General features: G+C 63.2%; 21 protein-coding genes and 1 pseudogene. 10 read left to right on the top strand and 12 right to left on the bottom strand.

Going from position 1 to position 19,729, the window contains the following annotated elements; translation table 11 throughout:
- Window positions 1–20 precede the first annotated feature (20 nt).
- The 4 genes and pseudogenes from ACFXS9_RS10225 (at window position 21) to ACFXS9_RS10210 (ending at window position 3,092) form a co-directional block, all read left to right on the top strand.
- The gene (locus ACFXS9_RS10225) at window positions 21–416 is read left to right on the top strand and encodes a cupin domain-containing protein (RefSeq protein ID WP_392699711.1); all 396 of its coding nucleotides are present in this window, start codon (window positions 21–23) and stop codon (window positions 414–416) included.
- 215 nt (window positions 417–631) lie between these two features.
- A pseudogene (locus ACFXS9_RS10220) lies at window positions 632–907 on the top strand (DUF1330 domain-containing protein); the annotation flags it as partial.
- Window positions 908–996: 89 nt separating this feature from the next.
- On the top strand, window positions 997–1,386 hold the full coding sequence (locus ACFXS9_RS10215; protein ID WP_392688233.1) for a putative quinol monooxygenase: 390 nt from the start codon (window positions 997–999) through the stop codon (window positions 1,384–1,386).
- A gap of 572 nt (window positions 1,387–1,958) precedes the next feature.
- Window positions 1,959–3,092 (top strand): hypothetical protein, encoded by a 1,134-nt coding sequence (locus tag ACFXS9_RS10210; protein WP_392688230.1) that lies wholly within the window; start codon window positions 1,959–1,961, stop codon window positions 3,090–3,092.
- An 18-nt stretch (window positions 3,093–3,110) separates the two neighbouring features.
- On the opposite strand, the gene gmk is transcribed toward ACFXS9_RS10210, so the two are convergent.
- The 10 genes from gmk to ACFXS9_RS10160 all read right to left on the bottom strand — a co-directional run bounded on the left by gmk (window position 3,111) and on the right by ACFXS9_RS10160 (window position 12,334).
- Window positions 3,111–3,764 (bottom strand): guanylate kinase, encoded by a 654-nt coding sequence (gmk, locus tag ACFXS9_RS10205; RefSeq protein WP_392688227.1) that lies wholly within the window; start codon window positions 3,762–3,764, stop codon window positions 3,111–3,113.
- A gap of 3 nt (window positions 3,765–3,767) precedes the next feature.
- On the bottom strand, window positions 3,768–4,655 hold the full coding sequence (locus ACFXS9_RS10200; RefSeq protein ID WP_392688224.1) for a YicC/YloC family endoribonuclease: 888 nt from the start codon (window positions 4,653–4,655) through the stop codon (window positions 3,768–3,770).
- Window positions 4,656–4,782: 127 nt separating this feature from the next.
- On the bottom strand, window positions 4,783–6,066 hold the full coding sequence (mltG, locus tag ACFXS9_RS10195) for an endolytic transglycosylase MltG (protein ID WP_392688221.1): 1,284 nt from the start codon (window positions 6,064–6,066) through the stop codon (window positions 4,783–4,785).
- 126 nt (window positions 6,067–6,192) lie between these two features.
- Entirely contained in the window at window positions 6,193–7,458 is a 1,266-nt protein-coding gene (gene fabF, locus ACFXS9_RS10190) for a beta-ketoacyl-ACP synthase II (RefSeq protein WP_392688218.1), read from the bottom strand.
- A 96-nt stretch (window positions 7,459–7,554) separates the two neighbouring features.
- Window positions 7,555–7,794, bottom strand: coding sequence for an acyl carrier protein (locus ACFXS9_RS10185; RefSeq protein WP_008969609.1), 240 nt, complete (start codon window positions 7,792–7,794; stop codon window positions 7,555–7,557).
- Window positions 7,795–8,097: 303 nt separating this feature from the next.
- Window positions 8,098–8,835, bottom strand: a complete 738-nt coding sequence (gene fabG, locus ACFXS9_RS10180) for a 3-oxoacyl-[acyl-carrier-protein] reductase (protein ID WP_392688216.1) — start codon at window positions 8,833–8,835, stop codon at window positions 8,098–8,100.
- 23 nt (window positions 8,836–8,858) lie between these two features.
- A complete protein-coding gene (gene fabD, locus ACFXS9_RS10175; protein WP_392688213.1) occupies window positions 8,859–9,812 on the bottom strand; it encodes an ACP S-malonyltransferase in 954 nt (317 codons plus the stop codon).
- Window positions 9,813–9,924: 112 nt separating this feature from the next.
- Window positions 9,925–10,551 (bottom strand): LysE family translocator, encoded by a 627-nt coding sequence (locus tag ACFXS9_RS10170; RefSeq protein ID WP_392688210.1) that lies wholly within the window; start codon window positions 10,549–10,551, stop codon window positions 9,925–9,927.
- A 53-nt stretch (window positions 10,552–10,604) separates the two neighbouring features.
- Window positions 10,605–11,630, bottom strand: a complete 1,026-nt coding sequence (locus ACFXS9_RS10165) for a fatty acid desaturase family protein (protein ID WP_392688208.1) — start codon at window positions 11,628–11,630, stop codon at window positions 10,605–10,607.
- On the bottom strand, window positions 11,627–12,334 hold the full coding sequence (locus ACFXS9_RS10160) for a TetR/AcrR family transcriptional regulator C-terminal domain-containing protein (protein WP_392688205.1): 708 nt from the start codon (window positions 12,332–12,334) through the stop codon (window positions 11,627–11,629). Before ACFXS9_RS10160 ends, ACFXS9_RS10165 begins: the two co-directional genes overlap by 4 nt.
- A 342-nt stretch (window positions 12,335–12,676) precedes the next feature.
- Here ACFXS9_RS10160 and rpsF point away from each other — a divergent pair, with 342 nt between their 5' ends.
- The 6 genes from rpsF (at window position 12,677) to rplI (ending at window position 18,615) form a co-directional block, all read left to right on the top strand.
- Window positions 12,677–13,147, top strand: a complete 471-nt coding sequence (rpsF, locus tag ACFXS9_RS10155) for a 30S ribosomal protein S6 (RefSeq protein WP_028346501.1) — start codon at window positions 12,677–12,679, stop codon at window positions 13,145–13,147.
- Window positions 13,148–13,152: 5 nt separating this feature from the next.
- Window positions 13,153–13,392, top strand: a complete 240-nt coding sequence (rpsR, locus tag ACFXS9_RS10150; RefSeq protein WP_002711478.1) for a 30S ribosomal protein S18 — start codon at window positions 13,153–13,155, stop codon at window positions 13,390–13,392.
- 361 nt (window positions 13,393–13,753) lie between these two features.
- Window positions 13,754–14,743, top strand: coding sequence for a TAXI family TRAP transporter solute-binding subunit (locus ACFXS9_RS10145; RefSeq protein WP_392688197.1), 990 nt, complete (start codon window positions 13,754–13,756; stop codon window positions 14,741–14,743).
- A gap of 10 nt (window positions 14,744–14,753) precedes the next feature.
- Window positions 14,754–16,640 carry a TRAP transporter permease gene (locus tag ACFXS9_RS10140; protein ID WP_392688194.1) on the top strand — a complete coding sequence of 629 codons (1,887 nt, stop codon included), beginning with the start codon at window positions 14,754–14,756 and terminating at the stop codon, window positions 16,638–16,640.
- Between the two features lie 350 nt (window positions 16,641–16,990).
- Entirely contained in the window at window positions 16,991–17,962 is a 972-nt protein-coding gene (locus ACFXS9_RS10135; protein WP_392688191.1) for a hypothetical protein, read from the top strand.
- Between the two features lie 53 nt (window positions 17,963–18,015).
- Window positions 18,016–18,615, top strand: a complete 600-nt coding sequence (gene rplI, locus ACFXS9_RS10130; protein ID WP_392688188.1) for a 50S ribosomal protein L9 — start codon at window positions 18,016–18,018, stop codon at window positions 18,613–18,615.
- 46 nt (window positions 18,616–18,661) lie between these two features.
- Here the strand turns inward: rplI and ACFXS9_RS10125 are convergent, their stop codons facing one another.
- Together ACFXS9_RS10125 and ACFXS9_RS10120 are read right to left on the bottom strand one after the other, a co-directional pair.
- The gene (locus tag ACFXS9_RS10125) at window positions 18,662–19,126 is read right to left on the bottom strand and encodes a PaaI family thioesterase (protein ID WP_392688185.1); all 465 of its coding nucleotides are present in this window, start codon (window positions 19,124–19,126) and stop codon (window positions 18,662–18,664) included.
- Window positions 19,123–19,728 (bottom strand): TetR/AcrR family transcriptional regulator, encoded by a 606-nt coding sequence (locus ACFXS9_RS10120; RefSeq protein ID WP_392688183.1) that lies wholly within the window; start codon window positions 19,726–19,728, stop codon window positions 19,123–19,125. Before ACFXS9_RS10120 ends, ACFXS9_RS10125 begins: the two co-directional genes overlap by 4 nt.
- Between the last annotated feature and the right edge of the window lies 1 nt (window position 19,729).

The following is a 19,729-nucleotide window of genomic DNA, read 5'->3' as shown; positions in this document are numbered from 1 at the left end:
CAAAGAGCAGAGACATGGACATCGACATCAAGCGAAACGGCTCGCGTCCTTCTGCCAAGGGTTCGCCGGATTGGTTCACGGGATCTGTCCGCGTGGACCCGTTGTTTCAGGCACCCGATCCGGCGCGGGTCGGGGCTGGTCACGTGACCTTTGAGCCCGGCGCTCGCACCAACTGGCACACGCATCCTCTCGGCCAAACATTGATCATCACCTCGGGGCTGGGATGGGTCCAACGAGAAGGCGGACCGATCGAGGAGGTGCGGCCGGGCGATGTTGTGTGGTTTCCGCCGGCCCTGAAGCATTGGCACGGTGCGACGCCGACGACGGCCATGACGCATATTGCCATCCAGGAGTCGCTCGACGGCAGGAACGTCAACTGGATGGAGAGGGTCAGCGACGAGCAGTTTCGCAAGTGAAACCGAAGTCCACATGAAGTCGCATGCTGTCTGCCAAATAGTCGCCGGCGCGTATGGTCGCAGGCTGGCCGAGAGGTCTGATATTGCTGAGGAGATCGCCTATGAGCAGGACGTGGCTATTGATCGTAACCACGATGGTTTGCATCGTTGGTCCATGGGCCGCCAGGGCTCAGGACGGGTCGATCCCTGCCCCAGCCTAATACGTCGCGGATTTCGAGTTGAGCGACGGCGAGGCGATCAAGCCTTATAGCGCCGACGTCGAGTCAACCTTCAAGCCGTTCGGCGGCCGTTTCATCGTCCGCGGCGGAGATCCTGTGCCGCTTGAGGGCCAATCACCCAGGGGACGACTTGTCGTCATCGAGTTCGACAGCATGGAGAAGGCGCAGGCTTGGTACAATTCCGCAGCCTATGCGCAGCTTCGGCCGATCCGGCAGAAAGCTGGCCATTCCAACATCTACATCGTGCAAGGGCTCATGCGGCGAAACCGATAGCGATCGCGACTTAGCCCATGTCTCAATGCCATGATCGGCGACAGTAAAGATCGTTCCGCGCCCGGCGTACTCGGTTGAAGGAGAGTGATATGGAAATCAGGCAACTTCTCGCGCTCGGTGCCGCGATGCTGGCCATGGCATCTGCGCCAGCTTTCGCTCAGGACAGCAAAGAACCTTACGTGCGAGTGGCCGAGATCGAGATCGATCCGGCTCAACTGGAGGCTTACAAGGCCGCAGTGAAAGAGCAGATCGAAGCAGCCGTCCGGCTCGAGCCGGGAGTATTGGCTCTATATGCCGTGACCGACAAGGAGAACCCAGCCCGCGTCCTGGTCTTCGAGATGTACGCGGGTGTGGAGGCATACAGAGCGCATCTCGAAACTCATCATTTCAAGAAATACAAGGACAGCACCCAGGATATGGTGAAGTCGCTCAAGCTTCGCGACACGGTGCCAATCCTGCTCGGAGTCAAACCCAGATAAGGAGGTCAATGCGGCTATGGCCTTCATCGGCACGTCTCAACGCCGAGCTAATGCTACCAATTTGCCTGACAGGCAAAGCCGTTACAACCACTGCGCAGGGAAAGCCGGGTGTTCCGGCGCACCTGTGGTCCACCGTGTGCATTCTTGCGCACGACTGCGGGTGTGATGGGCACCCGGCTTTCCCTGCGCCCTCTATTTCCTGAGGGCTTCGTCGATGCATAACTTCGGGCGCGCCCCGCGCCGCGAGATCGCAATGTTATATCCGGTGCCGGCCGCATCTGTCGAAAACAACCATGCGTATCCGAGCACCGGCATAAGGCTGCCCCCGCACCGGCTCCTTCGTGCGATCCGACGGATGTTCCGGACGCTGGACCGCTTCTAAACAGTAGCGCTTTCAACCCACAGAAAGGCCGCTGTTTTCCACCGCTTTTTCATGGCCTTAGCCCGCCACATATGAGGCGGCGCGCGAGCCGCAATTATACCGCATCCGCTCCGAAATTGCGGCTCATTGCGACCCAAGTCTCTGACCAGATTGGGGGCATCAAGCGTCGAGTAGCGTAGCGTTGCCGGGGATGCAGATGTCGTACCGTTCCGTGAAATTCGTCCCGGCTCTCCTTGCCGGCATTGTGGCAGGTACAAATCTGGCCACCGTGACGGATCTCCGGGCGCAGTCGGCCGAGCAAGCTGCGGAAGCCGGCACACGAGCGAAACAGGCCGCAGCAGACAACTGCCTGTCCGCGCCGAAGGGGGCCACCCCCTCGGGCAGCCATTGGTACTATCGCATCGACCGCACGACGAAACGTCAATGCTGGTATCTGCGCGAGGAGAACGAGAAGGCCGACGACAAGTTCGCGCGTGCCGCGCCGCCGCAGTCGGCGCCGGCGGCGTCTTCGGCCGAAGTGCCGCCGCAAACGGAGACGCGCAAGTCGTTCGGCGACGCGCGCGCCGAATGGATTGCCCAGCAAGCCCGCGCCGAGCAAAATCCGCCCGCCAAGGCCGAGCCGCAAACAGCTGGCGCCGTGCCCGCCTCCACCGATCAGAACGGCCCACGCGCAAGCATGCCGAACGTGCTGGCACCGGCGCCGCTGGCGACGATGCGGTGGAACGACGCGCCCGCCGCGAGCGCTTCGACCAATCCGACCAGTCTCCAAGTCGCTGCCGCCGCCACGCCCGCAAACCAGCCGCCGCAGGCTGACGAAGTGCAGCAGCCCGCAGCAGAACAAGCTGCACCTGTCGCGGCAGAACCGGCAAAGCCGACCGCCTCACTGCAGAAGCTGCTTTTGGTGATGGCGGCAGCGCTGGCGCTCGCCGGCCTCACGGTCAGCGCGATTGTCAGGATCGGGCGCATGCGGGCGCGCCGCGCTATGCGCCGCAAGCGGCGTGCGATGTGGGATGCCGCCCGCACCAAACGTCCCGCGCCGCCGGTGTTCCACGATGAAGACGCCCGGCTGCGGCGCACCGGCGCTGTGCAGCATACCCGCGTACCCAAGGAGCGGCCCCGCGCGCCGCAGGAGCGCGCCCGTGTGCCCCAGGAACGAGTACGCGTACCGCAAGAACGAGTGCGCGCACCCCAGGAGCGAGTGCGGGCACCCCAGGAACGAGTGGTGCGGGCACCGCAGGAACGCGCACGCGTCCCTCAGGAGCGAGAGCGCGATCAGCAGGTTACGGAAATGCTGGCCCGGCTCGCCCGCAGCGCGCAGACGTAACCGAAGCCTACGCGGCAGTTATTTTTCCAACTGGCGCTGCAGCTTGCGAACGAACTCGGTCAGGCCGGTGCGGCGCTCGCGCTTGAGCCGCTCGGCCTTGAGGATCGACTGCACTTCGGCGAATGCGTCATCGACGTTCTGGTTGACGACGATATAGTCGTATTCCGCCCAGTGACTGAGTTCATGGGTGGCGCGGCTCATGCGACCGCGAATCACCTCGTCGGAATCCTGCGCCCGCGTGTGCAGCCGTTTCTCGAGGTCGGCTGCCGAGGGCGGCAGGATGAATACGCTGACGACGTCGGCGCGGGCCTTTTCCCGCAATTGCTGCGTACCCTGCCAGTCGATGTCGAACAGCACGTCCTGCCCGGCCGACAAGGCGGTCTCGACCGGCGCACGCGGCGTGCCATAGCGGTTGTCGAACACGGTCGCCCACTCCAGCAATTCGCCCTGCGCGACCATCGCTTCGAACCTGGGCTTGTCGACGAAGAAATAGTCGCGGCCATCGACTTCGCCCGGCCGCATCGGCCGCGTGGTGGCGGATACCGACATCTTCAAACCCGGCATCCGCTCGATCAGGAGGCGCGACAGCGTGGTCTTGCCCGCGCCCGAGGGCGAGGAGAGCACGAACATCAGCCCGCGCCGTTCAACTCCGTCGAAACCACCAGCCGTCATCGGTCACTCCAGATTCTGGACCTGCTCGCGGAATTGCTCGACGACGTTTTTCATCTCGAGCCCGGTCTGGGTCAATTCCAGATCGTTCGATTTGGAGCAGCATGTGTTGACCTCGCGATTGAATTCCTGGGCGAGGAAATCTAGCCGCCGCCCGACCGGGCCGCCTTTGCCAATCATCTCGCGCGCCTGCGCGACGTGCGAGGCAATGCGGTCGAGCTCTTCGCGAATGTCGGCCTTGGTCGCAATCAGAATGGCTTCCTGATTGAGCCGGTCAGGATCGAAGCGTTCGGAAGTCTCCAGCAGCGCCGCCACCTGCTCGGCCAGCCGCGCCCGGATCGCCTCCGGCTTGCGGCCGGGCGCGGCCTCGGCCTTTTTCGCCAGCCTCTCGATTTCATCCATGCGCTGGATCAGGATTTGCCCGAGCGTCATGCCCTCGCGGCGGCGCATCTCGACGAGATGGCCGAGCGCCTGCTCGAAGGCGGCCGCCGCCGCATCCTTTGCTGCCTTGTCCTCCGCCTCATCGCTTTCGGGTTCGACCACCTCGATGACGCCCTTGATGCCGAGCAGTCCGTCGATGCTGGGCGCCACCGCGTCGATCTTGCTGGCGAGCACGCCTGCGACCTTCACGATCGAGGCGAGCACGTCTTCATTGATGCGCACGGTCGAAACCGCGTTGGCGCGCTTGACGTTGAGGTTGGCGTACACCGTACCCCGCGAGAGCACCTCGCCGGCGCGTTTCTTGGCAAAGACCTCGAGTTCGTCCCAACCGGGCGGCAGGCGCAGGCGAAGGTCAAAGCCCTTGGCGTTGACGGACTTCAGTTCCCATTCGAACGTGTAGGGGCCGCTGGCGCCGTGGCTCCGGGCAAAACCGGTCATGCTCGATAGCGCCATCGCGTAACACTTTCCAAAAGACAGGGATTTCGAGACTCGAAATGGATGGCGAGACCATAAGCCGATTTCCGCCAAAGTGGAATTGCGTTCCGGCTGCGGCCTGGAACGTCTTCGCGACCGGCGGGCGTCAGCGCTGAACCACCGGCGGCGTCGTGGTCGATTGCGCGGCGCCCTGGCGGGCCGGCGCGGTTGCAGGTGCCGGAGGACGAGCGGGCGGCTTTTTAGCCGGCGCTGCCGGCCGCGGCGTCGTCGCGGTTGGATTGGTATCGGCCGGTGCTCCGGCCGCCGTCGGCGGCGGCGCATCCTCCGATGGTTCGACAGTGTCGTTCTGAATCTGCTTTTCCAGCGACCGCAGCTTGGCAACGTTCTTCTGGTGCTGGTCGTAGGTCTCGGTAAAGGCGTGCCCACCCGTTCCGTCAGCCACGAAGAACAGGTCGCGCGTGCGTGCCGGGTTGGCGGCGGCTTCGAGCGAGGCGCGGCCCGGATTGGCGATCGGCCCGGGTGGCAAACCGTCAATCACATAGGTGTTGTAGGGCGACGGCTGCGTAATCTCGGAGCGCTTGATCGGCCGGCCCAGCGTTCCCTTGCCGCCGACCAGGCCATAGATGATCGTCGGATCCGACTGCAGCTTGATCCTTTGCCGCAGGCGATTGGCGAATACCGCCGCCACGCGGCTGCGCTCGTCGGCCCGGCCGGTTTCCTTCTCGATGATCGAGGCCAGCGTGATGAGCTGATCCAGCGACCTGACCGGAACGTCCGGGTTGCGGCGCTCCCAGATTTCCGTGAGCACCCGCTTCTGGGTCTGCTGCATGCGCTGGATCACCTGCTCGCGCGTGGTGCCGCGCGGAAACTTGTAGGTTTCGGGCAGCAACGTGCCTTCGCGGGGTATTTCCCGAACCGAGCCGGCGAAGATGTCGTTGTCGAGGAGTCGCGTCACGATCTGTTCGGAAGTCAGACCTTCCGGAATCGTGACGGCATGCTGCACCACCTTGCCTTCGACGATGGTGGCGATGACGTCGCGCAGGCTGGCGTTCTTCTGGAAGGAATATTCGCCGGGCTTGAGGTCGGAGCTTGCCTTCAGCGCAAACACGCCGCCGATGAATACCCAGGGATTGACGTTGATCACGCCTTCGCGCAGCAGCGCGTCGGCGATGTCGCGCTTTCCGGCACGCGAGGGAATGTTGACGATCTTGTCTTCCTTCAGCGGGCCGGGCGTTTCCAGGATTTGTCTGCCGTAATAGTACACCGCCCCCACCCCGATCATCAGAATGATCAGGATGGTGAAGATGGCATTGCCGACCACCACGAATGGATTGCGGGCGCGATCCGACCGCTTCGGCGGCGGCGGCACCTTCTCGGGCTCCAACGCAGCGCGCGGGCTTCGTGGTGAAATGGGCGGCCTCTCACTCATCGATGCAACCTGAATCCTGTCGGTTCAATCGCGACTCGGCAATCCCTTGCCCAGCCGATAGCATACGCCCGTATGTAGAAGTCATCGCCGAATACGGCAAAACGGTGGAGTCGCTCTAAACACTTGCTAGTCGGCCACGCGCCGAATGATCACGGAGGCGTTGGTCCCCCCGAAACCGAAGGAATTCGACAGCGCGACGTTAATCTCGCGCTTGCGCGCGGTCTGCGGCACCAGATCGATCGCCGTTTGCACCGACGGATTCTCTAAATTGATGGTGGGTGGAGCAATGTTATCGCGAATCGCAAGGATACTGAAAATGGCCTCGATCGCACCGGCCGCGCCGAGCAGATGCCCGGTCGACGACTTGGTCGATGACATCGACACCTTGGAGGCGGCGTTGCCGAGCAGCCGCTCCACCGCGCCGAGTTCGATCTCGTCGCCGATCTGCGTCGAAGTTCCGTGGGCGTTGATGTAGTCGATATCCGATACCGCGATGCCGGCGCGCTTGATCGCCGCGCTCATGCTGCGGAAGCCGCCATCTCCATCCGGTGACGGCGAGGTGATGTGATAGGCGTCGCCCGACAGGCCATAGCCGATCACTTCGCAATAGATTTGCGCACCGCGCTTTTTCGCGTGCTCATATTCCTCGAGCACCACGACGCCGGCGCCCTCGCCCATCACGAATCCGTCGCGGTCCTTATCGTAGGGCCGCGAGGCCTTTTGCGGCGCGTCGTTGAAGCTGGTCGAGAGCGCGCGCGCCGCGCAGAACCCGGCCATCCCCAGCCGGCAGATCGGCGATTCCGTGCCGCCCGCGACCATCACGTCGGCATCGCCGAGCGCAATGAGGCGGGCACCATCGCCGATCGCATGCGCGCCGGTCGAACAGGCCGTGACCACGGAATGATTGGGGCCCTTGAGGCCGTGCTCGATCGATACATAACCCGAAGCGAGGTTGATCAGCCGCCCCGGAATGAAGAACGGCGAAACCCTGCGCGGCCCGCGCTCCTTTAACAGCAGCGACGTCTCGGCGATGCCGGACAGGCCGCCGATCCCCGAACCGATCAGGGTGCCGCTGGCGCATTTGTCTTCTTCGGTCGCCGGATGCCAGTTGGCGTCGTCGAGCGCCTGGCGTGCCGCAGCCATCGCAAAGATGATGAAGTCGTCGACCTTGCGCTGTTCCTTCGGCTCCATCCACTGGTCGGGATTGAAAGTACCATCAGAGCCATCGCCACGCGGAATAACGCAGGCGATCTGGCTGGCGAGATCGGCGACTTCGAACGTGTCGATCTTCTTGGCACCGCTCTGGCCGTTGAGGATACGCGCCCACGTTGTGTCAACGCCGCAGCCGAGCGGCGTAACCATGCCCAGCCCCGTGACGACAACCCGCCTCATGTCAAAACTCCAGCCCGAAACTAATGGCCCAAAACAAGAAACCGGGGGACCGTTTGATGACGGCCCGTCCGGCTCTGTCTCTACCCGCCCGGGACGTCAGCTCTTAGCGTTCTTCTCGAGAAACTTCGTCGCGTCGCCGACGGTCAAAATCGTCTCGGCGGCGTCATCGGGGATTTCACAGCCGAACTCTTCTTCAAATGCCATCACAAGCTCGACGGTGTCGAGGCTGTCGGCGCCGAGGTCGTCGATGAAACTTGCGTTGTCGACAACCTTATCGGGTTCAACACCGAGGTGTTCGACCACAATCTTCTTAACCCGCTCGCCAATCTCACTCATCTTTAACCTCGTGCTTGTTCCATTGGACCCGACCCCAAGACGCTATAGAGACGCTACGAGCTATCGTGGTCGTTAAACTTCCTTCGCTATCGCGCATAGTCTTGATTCGGCCCGGTGGTAGCCGACAAAGCCCCGGCGAACGGCAGGCGTCGCCACGCCAATATACAGGGTTTCAAAATCCTGCAATGGCCTTGTTTGCCCATCCGTCGGGGGTTCGGTTACCATACTTCCCAAGCCTTGACTACAAGCCTCACCCGCCCCGGACAACGGCCTTTGGCCGCATAGATCGGGGCAATAACTCGCTCAAATCATGGCCATTCCGCCGTTGACGTGAATCGTCTGGCCGGTGACGTAGGCTGCCTCGTTGGAGGCGAGATAGACCGCTGCCGCCGCGATGTCCTCCGGCGTCCCCAGCCGCGCCGCAGGAACCTTCGCCAGGATGGTCTCGCGCTGCTTGTCGTTGAGCGCGTCGGTCATCGGCGTCTTGATGAATCCCGGCGCGATGCAATTGGCGGTCACGTTGCGTTTGGCGTACTCCGCACCGAGCGTCTTGATCAGGCCGATGATTCCGGCCTTCGACGCGGTGTAGTTGGCCTGGCCGGGGTTACCGGTCACGCCGACGATCGAGGTGATCGCTATGATCCGGCCGAAGCGCTTGCGCATCATCAGTTTTGTTGCGGCGCGGGCAAGACGGAAGGTCGCAGTCAGGTTGACGTTGATGACGTCGTCCCAATCCTCGTCACGCAACTGGACAAACAGATTGTCGCGCGTGATGCCCGCATTGGCGATCAGGATATCGACCTGCCCCATCGCGGCTTCCGCCGCCGGCACCAGCGCCTCGACCTCCGCGCTGTCGGAAAGGTTGCACGGCAGCACATGGACGCGTTCGCCAAGCTTGCTGGCAAACGAATCCAGCACCTCGCGGCGCGTGCCGGAGATCGCCACTGTCGCGCCTTGACCATGCAACGCCTGCGCGATCGCACCGCCGATGCCGCCGGTCGCGCCGGTCACCAGCGCCGTCCTGCCAGTTAAATCGAACATCAATGTCTCCTTCCGGGAGCTTTTTAGGCCGACGCCGCCAATGCGTCCTTCGCGGCGGCAATATCGTTGGGTCCCCCGATCGCCACGCCGACCGCGCCGTCGGCGATCCGCTTGACCAGCCCGCTCAGCACCTTGCCGGCACCAATTTCGAAGAACCGCGTGACGCCATGTGCTGCCATATAGGCCACCGACTCGCGCCAGCGCACCGTGCCGGTGACCTGCTCGATCAGGCGGCGGCGAATCTCGTCGGGATCGGTGATCGGCGCGGCCAGCACGTTCGCCACCAGCGGCGCAGCCGGCGTCCTGATCGTTACACCTGCAAGCGCCTCTGCCATCGCATCGGCGGCAGGCTGCATCAGCTTGCAATGGAATGGCGCGGACACCGGCAGCAGCATTGCACGCTTGGCGCCTTTGGCTTTGGCGATTTCCACGGCGCGGTCGACAGCCGCCTTGTCGCCGGACACCACCACCTGCCCGCCGCCATTGTCGTTGGCGGCCTGACAGACCTGCCCTTGCGCGGCTTCGTTGGCGACGGCCATCGCCGCCTCATAGTCGAGCCCAAGCAGCGCCGCCATCGCGCCGGCGCCGACCGGCACCGCCTTTTGCATTGCAAGACCACGGGTGCGCAGCAGGCGGGCGGTATCGCTGATGCTGAGGCTGCCGGCCGCGGCCAGCGCGGAATATTCGCCGAGCGAATGGCCGGCGACAAAAGCCGCATCCCGTCCGACGGAAAAGCCCGCCTCGGTCTCCAGCACGCGCAGCGCGGCAATCGACACCGCCATCAGGGCCGGCTGGGCATTTTCAGTGAGCTGGAGGGTTTCGGCCGGGCCATCCCAGATGATCGCGGTCAGCTTTTCGCCGAGCGCCGAATCAACCTCGTCGAACACCGCCCGCGCGGCCGGAAAGGCTTCCGCCAGGGCCTTGCCCATGCCGACCGCCTGGGAACCCTGCCCCGGAAATGTAAATGCAGCCGTCATCCGGTGCTCCCTCGTAAGATTGGGGGCCGTAAGACACTGACGCGGGCCGGGATGTCAAGCCGCGGTGCGGTATCGCCGGGCCGTTGCCGGGTCATCAATGGGCCGGAGCGGATCAGCGTTCTTGTAGCGCCAGCCGGATACCCAGAGCGCAGTAGAGACCGCCGATTGCCTTCCCCTGCCATTTCAGCACCGCAGGATTGCGGCGAAGGAAGGTCCCGAGACCTCCGGCGCCTACTGCAAAAACCGTCGTACTGACGAACCCCAACACAACGAAGATGATCCCCAGAATCGTGAGCTGGAGCATGACCGAACCATTCTCGGGCCGTACGAACTGGGGGAGAAACGCGAGGAAGAAAAGCGCCGTCTTCGGGTTTAGCACCTCGGCCAAAATCGCTTGCCTGAATGCCTTTCCTGCTGAAATCGGCAGTGCGCCGGCCGCAAGATTTGCTGGCGTCCTTTCGAGGACGGCACGGATGCCGAGGTAAACCAGATAGGCCGCGCCGAGGTACTTGATGATGCTGAACAGCATGGCCGAAGCGGCAATGATCGCCGAGATACCGACGATCGCCATAAAGGTGTGAATCATGTCGCCGGCCGCGATTCCGGCGCCCGTGGCGATGCCAACCGGGGTGCCTGAAGTCGTTGCCCGCGCAACCGTGAGAAGCGTCGCGGGGCCTGGAATGAACACAAAGCCAAGCACAACCGCGACATACGCAATCAATGTGGTCGGATCGATCATTCGTTGGCTCCGCTTGGTCGCCGACGGAAGCTACACCGCCGTCGATCACCGTACTAGAAGCCGCCCGCCGCCTGGTCGCCACCGACTTCGGCGCCGGCCCGCGCGCGGCGTGCGCTACTTACAAGCTTGCCGGGCCGGTCCTCGTGGTCGGGCTTGGCGGTCGCAAGCCGCAGCACGGCGGCATAGCTCGGCTGTACCTCCATCCGGTCCGCATATCGGCTTTCAGAAAGGATGCGGTGGACGCGCGGCAGGTTGTAGCAGGGCACGTAGAACAACAGATGATGCTCGAGATGGTAGTTGACGTAATACGGTGCAATGAACAACCGTTCGAGAAAACCCGCGCGCGTGGTGCGGGTGTTGCGCAAGGGATCGCTCGAATCGGGAACGACGGCGTGTTCGGCGATGTTGCGAATGCGGGTGATGACCATCTGCCAGGTGAGCAGCGGCAATAGCCACAATAGCGGATAGGCCCACCATATGCCGGCGGCGGCGAGGCCAGCAAACAACACCGCGTTGGCTGCAAATTGCGGGCCGAGCTTTTCCCAGAAATGCGCGGCGCGCCGCGCAAGCGGCCATTCCTTTGGGCCAAGCGCATTCAACAATTGCGCCTTGCGCTGCTGATAGCCGGTCTGCCCAGTGATATCGCGGAAGAATTTGCGGCGGTAGCTCATCTTGGTGATCGGGAACGGCGCCGACAAAATCAGATCGGGATCGTCGTCCTGCTGGGTGCGCGCATGATGCTGCAAATGGTAGCGCCGATAGGCGCGGGTTTCGGCGAAGATCGGATAGGCGCAGAACCACTGGCTGAGCGTCAGGTTGATTTTCTCGTCGGCCGACAGGCATCCATGCGCCCCGTCATGCATCAGGATCGCAAGCCCGAGCTGGCGCGAGCCGATGATGCCGACCGCGAGCAGAAAGGTCAGCGGATTGGGCCACCACGCTACCAGCGCAATCGATCCCAATATCAGCGCCCACGCATGTGCGATCAGGGCTGCACCCTTCCATGTCACGCGCTGGCGTACGGCGACCAGTTGATCTTCGGTCAGAAAGTCGCGGGCGCGCATGCGAAGCGCGGTCATGCTGATGTCTCCCCGTCGGGTTCATCGTTGTCGCCAACCAGGCGCAGCCTGGCGCTGTCGGCCGCGGATGTTGCCGTGGCCTGATCGCCCAGCACGCGCAGCATCTCGCTGCACAATTCCTCGGCCGAACGGCCGATGGCGTAGCCCTCCATCATAACGCCAATGGCCAGCGCCCAGAATCGCCGTGAGCTGGCGTCGGGATCGCGCAGGCTTTTCCAGCCGTGCCGCTCGATCTGGCCGGCATAGGCGCGCATGCCCTCGCCGTGCAGCCGCTCGATGGTGCGTTCCACCAGCGGCGCGAGATCCTGGCGGCGGCGGGTAAGCGTCAGGGCTTCGGTAAAGAAGGCGACCGAATCCGTCGCCGTGACGGTCTCGACCAGCGCGCGCGTGTAGTCGCGCGGCGTACGGGCCTGCAACGCGGCCTCCTCGGCCGCGCGCGCCACGTACAGCATGTCGCGGCAGGCAGCTTCGACGAACAGGGCTTCCTTGGTGCGGAAGTAGTAGGTGATCTGGCTCGGAAAGGCGTCGGCGGCCGCCGCGATGTCCGAGATCGACGTTCCGGCGAGGCCCCGCTCCTTGAACAGCCGGCTAGCGCCATCGAGCAGCCGCGAGCGCATCTGGCGCCCGGCCGTACGCGTGGCGCGGGCGGCGTGCTTGGGATCGCTGGGCGCTTTTGGCGCCGTCTGGACGGACTTTGGAGCCATCGCTCGCCCTCCAATCCGTTATTTGTATGCTATACAAACAAATACGTCAACCATCCCCATTGGGCCCTACCGTTTCCCATGCTGACGCCAGGACCCTTTCAGGCCTGCTCAAGAAGCCTTGCCAGCACGGTGAAAATCCTTATAAACCGCGCATCCGTGGATCCCGGCCGGGAGCTGAACGGACGGTCTCAGCAATCTCACCTTTGCAGGCGTTATTGATGTGGCAGGGCCAGTCGGCCCGTCGTCCCGTGCTTCCGCCTTCTAAGCTTATCCCCGAGTCCTTTCCGAAGGCCTCGAAGGGCTTGCCGCCGGGAACCGCGCCAACACTAGGAAAGGACACCCATGCCTCTTTACGAGCATGTTTTTCTCGCGCGTCAGGATGCGAGCACCCAGCAGGTCGAAGAGCTGACCACCCAGATGACGGGCATCGTCGAAGGGCTCGGCGGCAAGGTCACCAAGACCGAGAACTGGGGCGTACGCTCCCTCACCTATCGCATGAACAAGAATCGCAAAGCACATTTCGTGCTGATGAACATCGATGCGCCGTCTGCCGCGGTCACCGAGATCGAGCGGCAGGAGCGGATCTCTGAAGACGTCATCCGCTATCTCACCGTCCGCGTCGAAGAGCACGAGGAAGGTCCCTCGGCGATGATGCGCAAGGCCGATCGTGACCGCGAGCGCGACGATCGCGGCGGCGGTTTCCGCGGCGACCGCGAAGGCGGCTTCCGTGGCGATCGTGAAGGCGGTGGCTTCCGCGGCGACCGTGGCCCGCGCCGTCCGCGTGAAGACGAAGCAGCAGCGGTAGAGGAGTAAGAATTATGGCTGAAGCTGGTGCACGCCGTCCGTTTTTCCGTCGCCGCAAGACCTGCCCGTTCACGGGTCCGAATGCGCCGAAGATCGACTACAAGGATTCCAAGCTGTTGATGCGTTACGTCTCCGAGCGCGGCAAGATCGTGCCGAGCCGCATCACCGCCGTCTCCGCCAAGAAGCAGCGTGAGCTCGCCCGCGCCATCAAGCGCTCGCGTTTCCTTGGCCTGCTGCCCTACGTCATTCGCTAATATCTTCGACCGGCGGCGTCCGCGCCGCCGGTCGCTGCTCTTCATTTCCAGGCGGTCCGCCGATGGTTGGTCGAAACGACCTCCGACCGCTCGTCAGACTCGTAAATTTTCCTCGTCTTGCAATGCATCCTACGCCGGCTGTTGGCGCCGGGTCCGAATGCCCGCGCTCCGCCAGCCGTTGTACGGTAGCCGGAAGCACACCTCGTTGACAATCGCTGCGGCGGGCACGTACGCTGCCCGACAGCAGGGCGGATGCCAAATTCCCGCATGCTACGGGTGTCGAAGTTGCCGCCGATCACGTGCGGACACGAGCCCCAATAAGCGGCGCCAACGAGCGCAACCGCCAAAGGGAGTGCAAACGATGTCCGTCCACATCCGTGGTCTGCGGCCAGTCGTACGCTTGGCCGCTATTTTCACACTGACCGTGGCTGCAGCAGGCGCTGCACAAGCTCAACAGAAAACCGATGTCATCTTCAGCGCCGGTCCGACCGGCGGCAGTTGGACACCAATGGCGGCTGCAGCGTCGCAGGTCGTGAACAAGCGATATCCCGAGCTGAACGTGCAGGTCGAGCCGGGCGCCGCCCTCGTCAACATGGAGAAGATCCGCAGTGACAAGGCCGATATCGGCTGGTCGATGACGACCGTCATGGCCGATGCGCAAAAGGGCGAAGGTCAGTTTGCCGGCAAGGCCACCGACAAGGCCCTGTTCGTGGCCAATTTCTATCCCAACGTCTGGCAGTTGGTGGTGCCCGCGAACAGCGACATCAAGAGCGTCAAGGACCTGAAGGGCCAGCCAGTGGCGCTGCCGGCACGCGGCAACACCAGCCTGGCGGCCGGCTGGGAGTACCTGCTCAAGGTGAACGGCATGACGCTGAACGACTTGGGCGCGAAGAGCTACGGCCCGGTGTCGTCCAATGCAGAGGCGGTGAAGAACCGGCAGGCGATGGCGGCCGGATGGTTCACCGTGGTGCCGGCATCTTTCGTCCTGGACCTAGGCTCGGCGATGCCGCTGCGCGTGCTTCCGGTCAGCGACGAGGAGTTCGCCGCACTGCGCAAGCTCAATTCGGGCTTTGTGCGCTACACCATCAAGGCCGGCACCTACAAGGACCAGGGCGTGACCGACTCTGTTCAAACCTTCCAGTCGCCGACCGTGCTGATTGCATCGTCCAAGACGTCTCCCGAGGTGATCTACAAGATCACCAAGGCCATCGTCGAAGGGCGGGACGAGTTCGGTAACGTCACCAGCGAAATGAAGGGCGTGAAGGCGTCCGACATGGCTGAGAGCCTGGGCATGCCGTATCACCCCGGCGCGGAGAAATACTACCGCGAAGCTGGATTGCTCAAGCAGTAGAGGGCGTGCCGTGCGCAAACTCTCCGGCTATGCGGGCCTGGTCGTCGGAGTGGTTGCGATCGCAATGTCCGTGTACCACGTTTACGCGCGACTGACGGTATACGCTCCCGATCAGCAGGCCCTGCTCTACATAACGCTGGCCTTCAGCCTGGTGCTGTCGTTCCTGCTGTGGCCTCGCAGCAAGAACGCAACACTGGGTCGCGTGCCGTGGGAGGATCTCGCTTTGGCAGGTCTTTCGCTCGCGTGCATTGGCTACATGTTCGCGAACTACGACTACATCGTGAACCGTTTTCCCACCGCCGAGTCCCTCACCCGAATGGACATGGCGGTTGGAATTACCGCCACCCTGCTTGTTCTGGAGGCGACGCGACGCACAATCGGCGCGTCGCTGCCGATCGTGGCAATCGTCTTCCTGCTCTACGGGTTCTCGGGCCCCTGGCTGTATGGCTGGCTTTACCACAGAGGTCTCAGCCTCGAGCTGACCATCGATCAGACCTATTTCACCACGGAGGGCATTTTCGGGGTGCCGATGACGGTGGCCGCGACCTACGTCATTCTTTTCATCATCTTCGGTACGTTCCTCGAGAAATCCGGGGCAGGTCAGTTCTTCATGAACTTCGCAAACGCGATCGCCGGCGGCTCCCGCGGCGGTCCCGGCAAGGTTTCGGTCGTCTCCTCCAGCCTGTTCGGCACGATCTCCGGCTCCGCGGTCGCCAACGTCATGGTCGACGGCTGGCTGACCATTCCGATGATGAAGAAGACCGGCTTCAAGCCGGAGGCGGCCGCCGCCATCGAGGCGGTCGCCTCCACGGGCGGGCAGATCATGCCGCCGATCATGGGCGCGGCGGCGTTCGTGATGGCCGAATTCCAGGGCGTCAGCTACACGCAGGTGATGATCGCGGCGGCGATACCCGCGCTCTTCTACTATGGGGCGCTGTTCGCTGCGGTCCACTTCAACGCCGTGCGCTCGGGGCTCAAGGGCTTGCCGCGCGAAGAACTGCCCGTCCTGGGTCACATCATGCTGCGCCAGGGGCACCTGTTCCTGCCGGTCATCGTGCTTCTGGCGCTGCTTCTATTCGGCTTCACGCCGACCTATGGCGCGATCATGGCCACTTTAGCGCTGGTCGCCATCTCGTGGCTTCGTCCTTCCACGGCGTTGGGTTGGCGCGCGTGCCTTGAGGGCTTGCGCGACGGGGCGGTGCAAACCGTGCCGGTGGCGATGGCCTGTGCGTCCGCCGGTATCGTGATCGGAATCGTGCTGCAAACCGGGCTGGCGCTGCGGTTCACGGCCTTTCTCATCGACTTCACCTACGGCTCTCTGCTGCCCGCACTGCTCATCACGATGGTCGCCGGCGTCATTCTCGGCATGGGTATGCCGACCACCCCCGCCTACATCATGCAGGCGGCCCTGCTCGTGCCCGCGATCATGAAGCTCGGTGTGGAGCCCATGGCGGCGCACATGTTCGCGTTCTACTTCTCCTGCCTGTCGGCCGTGACTCCGCCCGTGGCGCTGGCCGTGTATGCTGCGGCGTCAATCGGCGGGGCCGGCCTGTGGGCCTCGGGCGTGCAGGCGATGAAGTTCGCTGCCGCCGGCTTCATCGTGCCGTTTTTCTTCATCTACAACCCGGCACTGCTGTTCGAGGGACCGTGGCCCGAAATCCTTCGTGCGATGCTGACCGGCACGATTGGCGTGATTGTGCTCGCAGCCAGTCTCGAGGGCTACTTCCTGCGTGTTGCTACGTGGTTCGAGCGGGGGCTGTTCTTTGTGGCCGCAATGCTGCTGATCGACCCCAATGCCATCACCGATGTCATCGGCTTGGGCCTGCTCGTCATCGGCCTGTTGGTGCAGAAGGTACGGACGACACGACCAACGATAGCGCCGGAAACCACCACGTGACCCGCACACAGCTCGCCGCACTGACGCTTATCGCTGCCGCCCTTCTCGTTGGCACCGTGGCTTTCGGTGTTTTGCGCATCTACGCCTAAGCCAGGCGGGGCGTCACAGCACGCCCCTACGGCACAGAACGCCGGGAACCTGTGCTGGCAGGTTCGGCCAAATACCCTTGATCGGGTGAGGCTCCTGATCTAAAAGGCCGCCAGTCACGGCCCCCGGTGGGGCCGTGAACGTTTGAGGGCCAACTGCGCTCGGTACCACGGTACCGATAAGCCCTCGGATCTCTAACTAGTTGGTAAAGGCGGCATTTTTGCTGACCTCTATCTAACCGCTCGAAAGGGGCGGGACAGCTTATGATCGTGATTATCCTCATTGGTCTTGCGGCCGGCTGCGCGTCGGCGCTGATGTTCGTCTCGGTCGTCTCGGGCGCGCCGGTCTCGTTGCTGCTCTCTTTTCTGGCGCCGCTACCGCTGATGGTGACGGCACTCAGTTGGGGACCACTCAGCGCAACCATCGGCGGCATCGCGGCGGCTTCCGCCTTCGGCGCAATTTTTGGTCTGCGCTTCTGCCTTGCCTTTGCGGTTGCCGTGGCGCTGCCGGCATGGTGGCTTGGCCATCTCGCGTTGCTGGGACGGCCAACGGCTGCTGTCGAAACCGACAACAGCACGAGTCCTACGGCAGAGAATCTCGAGTGGTATCCGACCGGGCGGATCCTGCTTTGGATCGCCGGCTTTGCCATCCTGTCCTCCTTCGCGTCGTGGCTGGTCTTCGGCAAGGATGCCGATGCCATCGCTGCGGCCCTGCGAAGCGGGCTGACGAAAGTTCTTTCAGACCGTGAAGGGTTATCGTCTGGTGACATCGAGCGGTTGGCTGACGCGCTTGTAACGATATTTCGCGGCTTGTCCGCAATGTTCGTCGTGACGACGCTTACGCTCAACCTCTGGCTTGCCGCGAAGATTTCAGCGATGTCGGGCCGGCTGCGCCGCCCCTGGCCAGACTTGAAGAGTACAGCGTTGCCGCCGATGACGCTCGTAGCACTCTGCGCGACGTTGGCTTTTTGTTTTGCCGGTGGAGCGTTTTCGATAGCGGCGCAGATCATGACAGCCGCGCTCTTCATGGCTTACGCGCTCGTCGGTCTTGCCGCCGTTCACACGCTGACGCTGGCGTTGAAGAGCCGCGCGTTTGTGCTGAGTTGCACCTACGGGATGCTGGTGCTGTTGCCATGGACGGTCGCTCTGATGATCGCCCTGGGTCTTACGGACGCAATTTTCGGATTGCGCCAACGTTATCTGCGCGGAAAGCCGCCGCCTTTGCCCGCAGCCTGAAAATCCAACCATTCACCTAAACCCTAGATCGAACACGAATAAGGAGAACGAAAATGGAAGTCATCTTGCTGGAACGCGTCGTCAAGCTCGGTCAGATGGGCGAAGTCGTCCGCGTCAAGGACGGATTTGCCCGCAACTTTCTGCTCAAGCGCGGCAAGGCGTTGCGCGCCACCGCCGCCAATCGCGCCAAGTTCGACGGCATGAAAGCCGAACTCGAGGCCAACAACCTCAAGGCCAAGGGCGAAGCGACCAAGGTCGCGGAGAAGATCAGCGGTCGCAACGTGATCGTGCTGCGCCAGGCGTCGGAATCCGGTCAGTTGTTCGGATCGGTCAGCATTCGCGACATCATCGCCTCCTTCGAGGCCGACGGCGTCACCATCAACCGCAGCCAGGTCCTGCTCGACGCGCCGATCAAGACTATCGGCAAGCACGAGATCAACATCGCCGTGCACCCGGAAGTCGAAGTCAGCGTCAGCGTCACTGTTGCGCGCAGCGCCGATGAAGCCGAGCGCATCAACCGCGGCGAGGACATCTCGACCCGTCAGGAAGACCAGGACGCCGCCGCCGAGGCAATCGCCGCCGCCGGCGAGTTCTTCGATCCGGACGCCCAGCACGAGGAAGTCGCGCCGGCGCCGGCTGCGACCGAGAAGTAAGGCGCTTCGCTCCAAACGCTTTGACGACCTTCAAGCCCGGCCCCAATCAGGCCGGGCTTGGGATTCTAGCGGCCGTCTTCTCGTCGAGCATTGCGATCGAGGCCAGCGCAGTTGCGGTATGCTTCTCGACGCCATCGGTCACGCAAAACACGTCGGCCGCAACCACGGCGACCTGACGTCCGGGCTTGATCACGCGCGCCCGGCAGATCAATCGCTCACCGATCGCCGGCGACAGCAGATTCAATTTGTATTCCGCCGTCAGCGCCGGTTGCCCGCGCGATGTCGCGGCCGCGATCGTGGTGGCGTTGTCGACGAGAAAGGCCGTGACGCCGCCGTGAAACAAACCATGTTGCTGCAACAGTTCCGGCCGGCGGTCGACCGCAAGCGTACACGTGCCGCGCGTCAGCTCGGACAATTCGGCCCCGACATGGGTCATGAAGCCCTGGCGGCCGACATTGTCGCGAATGCGTGTGGCGATCGGAGCGAAGTCTGGGTCGGCATTCGCATTCATGCGGTTTCTCCGGTTTTCTGGATCGCATCGGGCGCGACCACCGCGCGGATGGCGCAGGCGATCAGGATTTCGGCCTGCTCTCGCGGATCGGTGCGGTCGCGGCCCGACAACCATGCGCGGCAAAAAATCTGCGCCGGTCCGATGATCTGGCTGAAGAAAACCGACGAAGTCATCGGCAGCAATTCGCCGCGCTCAACCAGCGGCGCGCGCCATCGTTCGACGGCTTCCGCAAGCCGCGAATTCTGCGTGCGCTGCGCGCCGCGGATCGCTTCGGTCCATTCGCTGCGGGAAATCTCGAAGAGATAGCGCGCCTCGCGCCGGGAATTGACGACCCAGTCCAGATGCGCGCGGATCAGCCGCGCCACGCCTTCCCGTGCGCCGCAGGATTCATCGACCGCCGCTACGATGGCAGCGTGATAACGGGCGAGGATTTCCAGGAACAGCGTGCCGGCCAGTTCCTTCTTCGATCCGAAGAAATGGAAGAAACTGCCGTTGGACGCTCGCGCGCGAGTTCTGATGGCGGCCACCGTGGCGCCCTCGAAACCGTCGCGGTCGAACACCGCCAACCCCGCCGCCAGCAGATCGTCCCGTGCCGTAGCCACC

The sequence above is a fragment of the Bradyrhizobium sp. RDI18 genome (assembly GCF_043203335.1).
In the GTDB taxonomy this organism is placed as follows: domain Bacteria; phylum Pseudomonadota; class Alphaproteobacteria; order Rhizobiales; family Xanthobacteraceae; genus Bradyrhizobium; species Bradyrhizobium retamae.
This window is presented reverse-complemented; position numbering and strand designations above follow the sequence as displayed.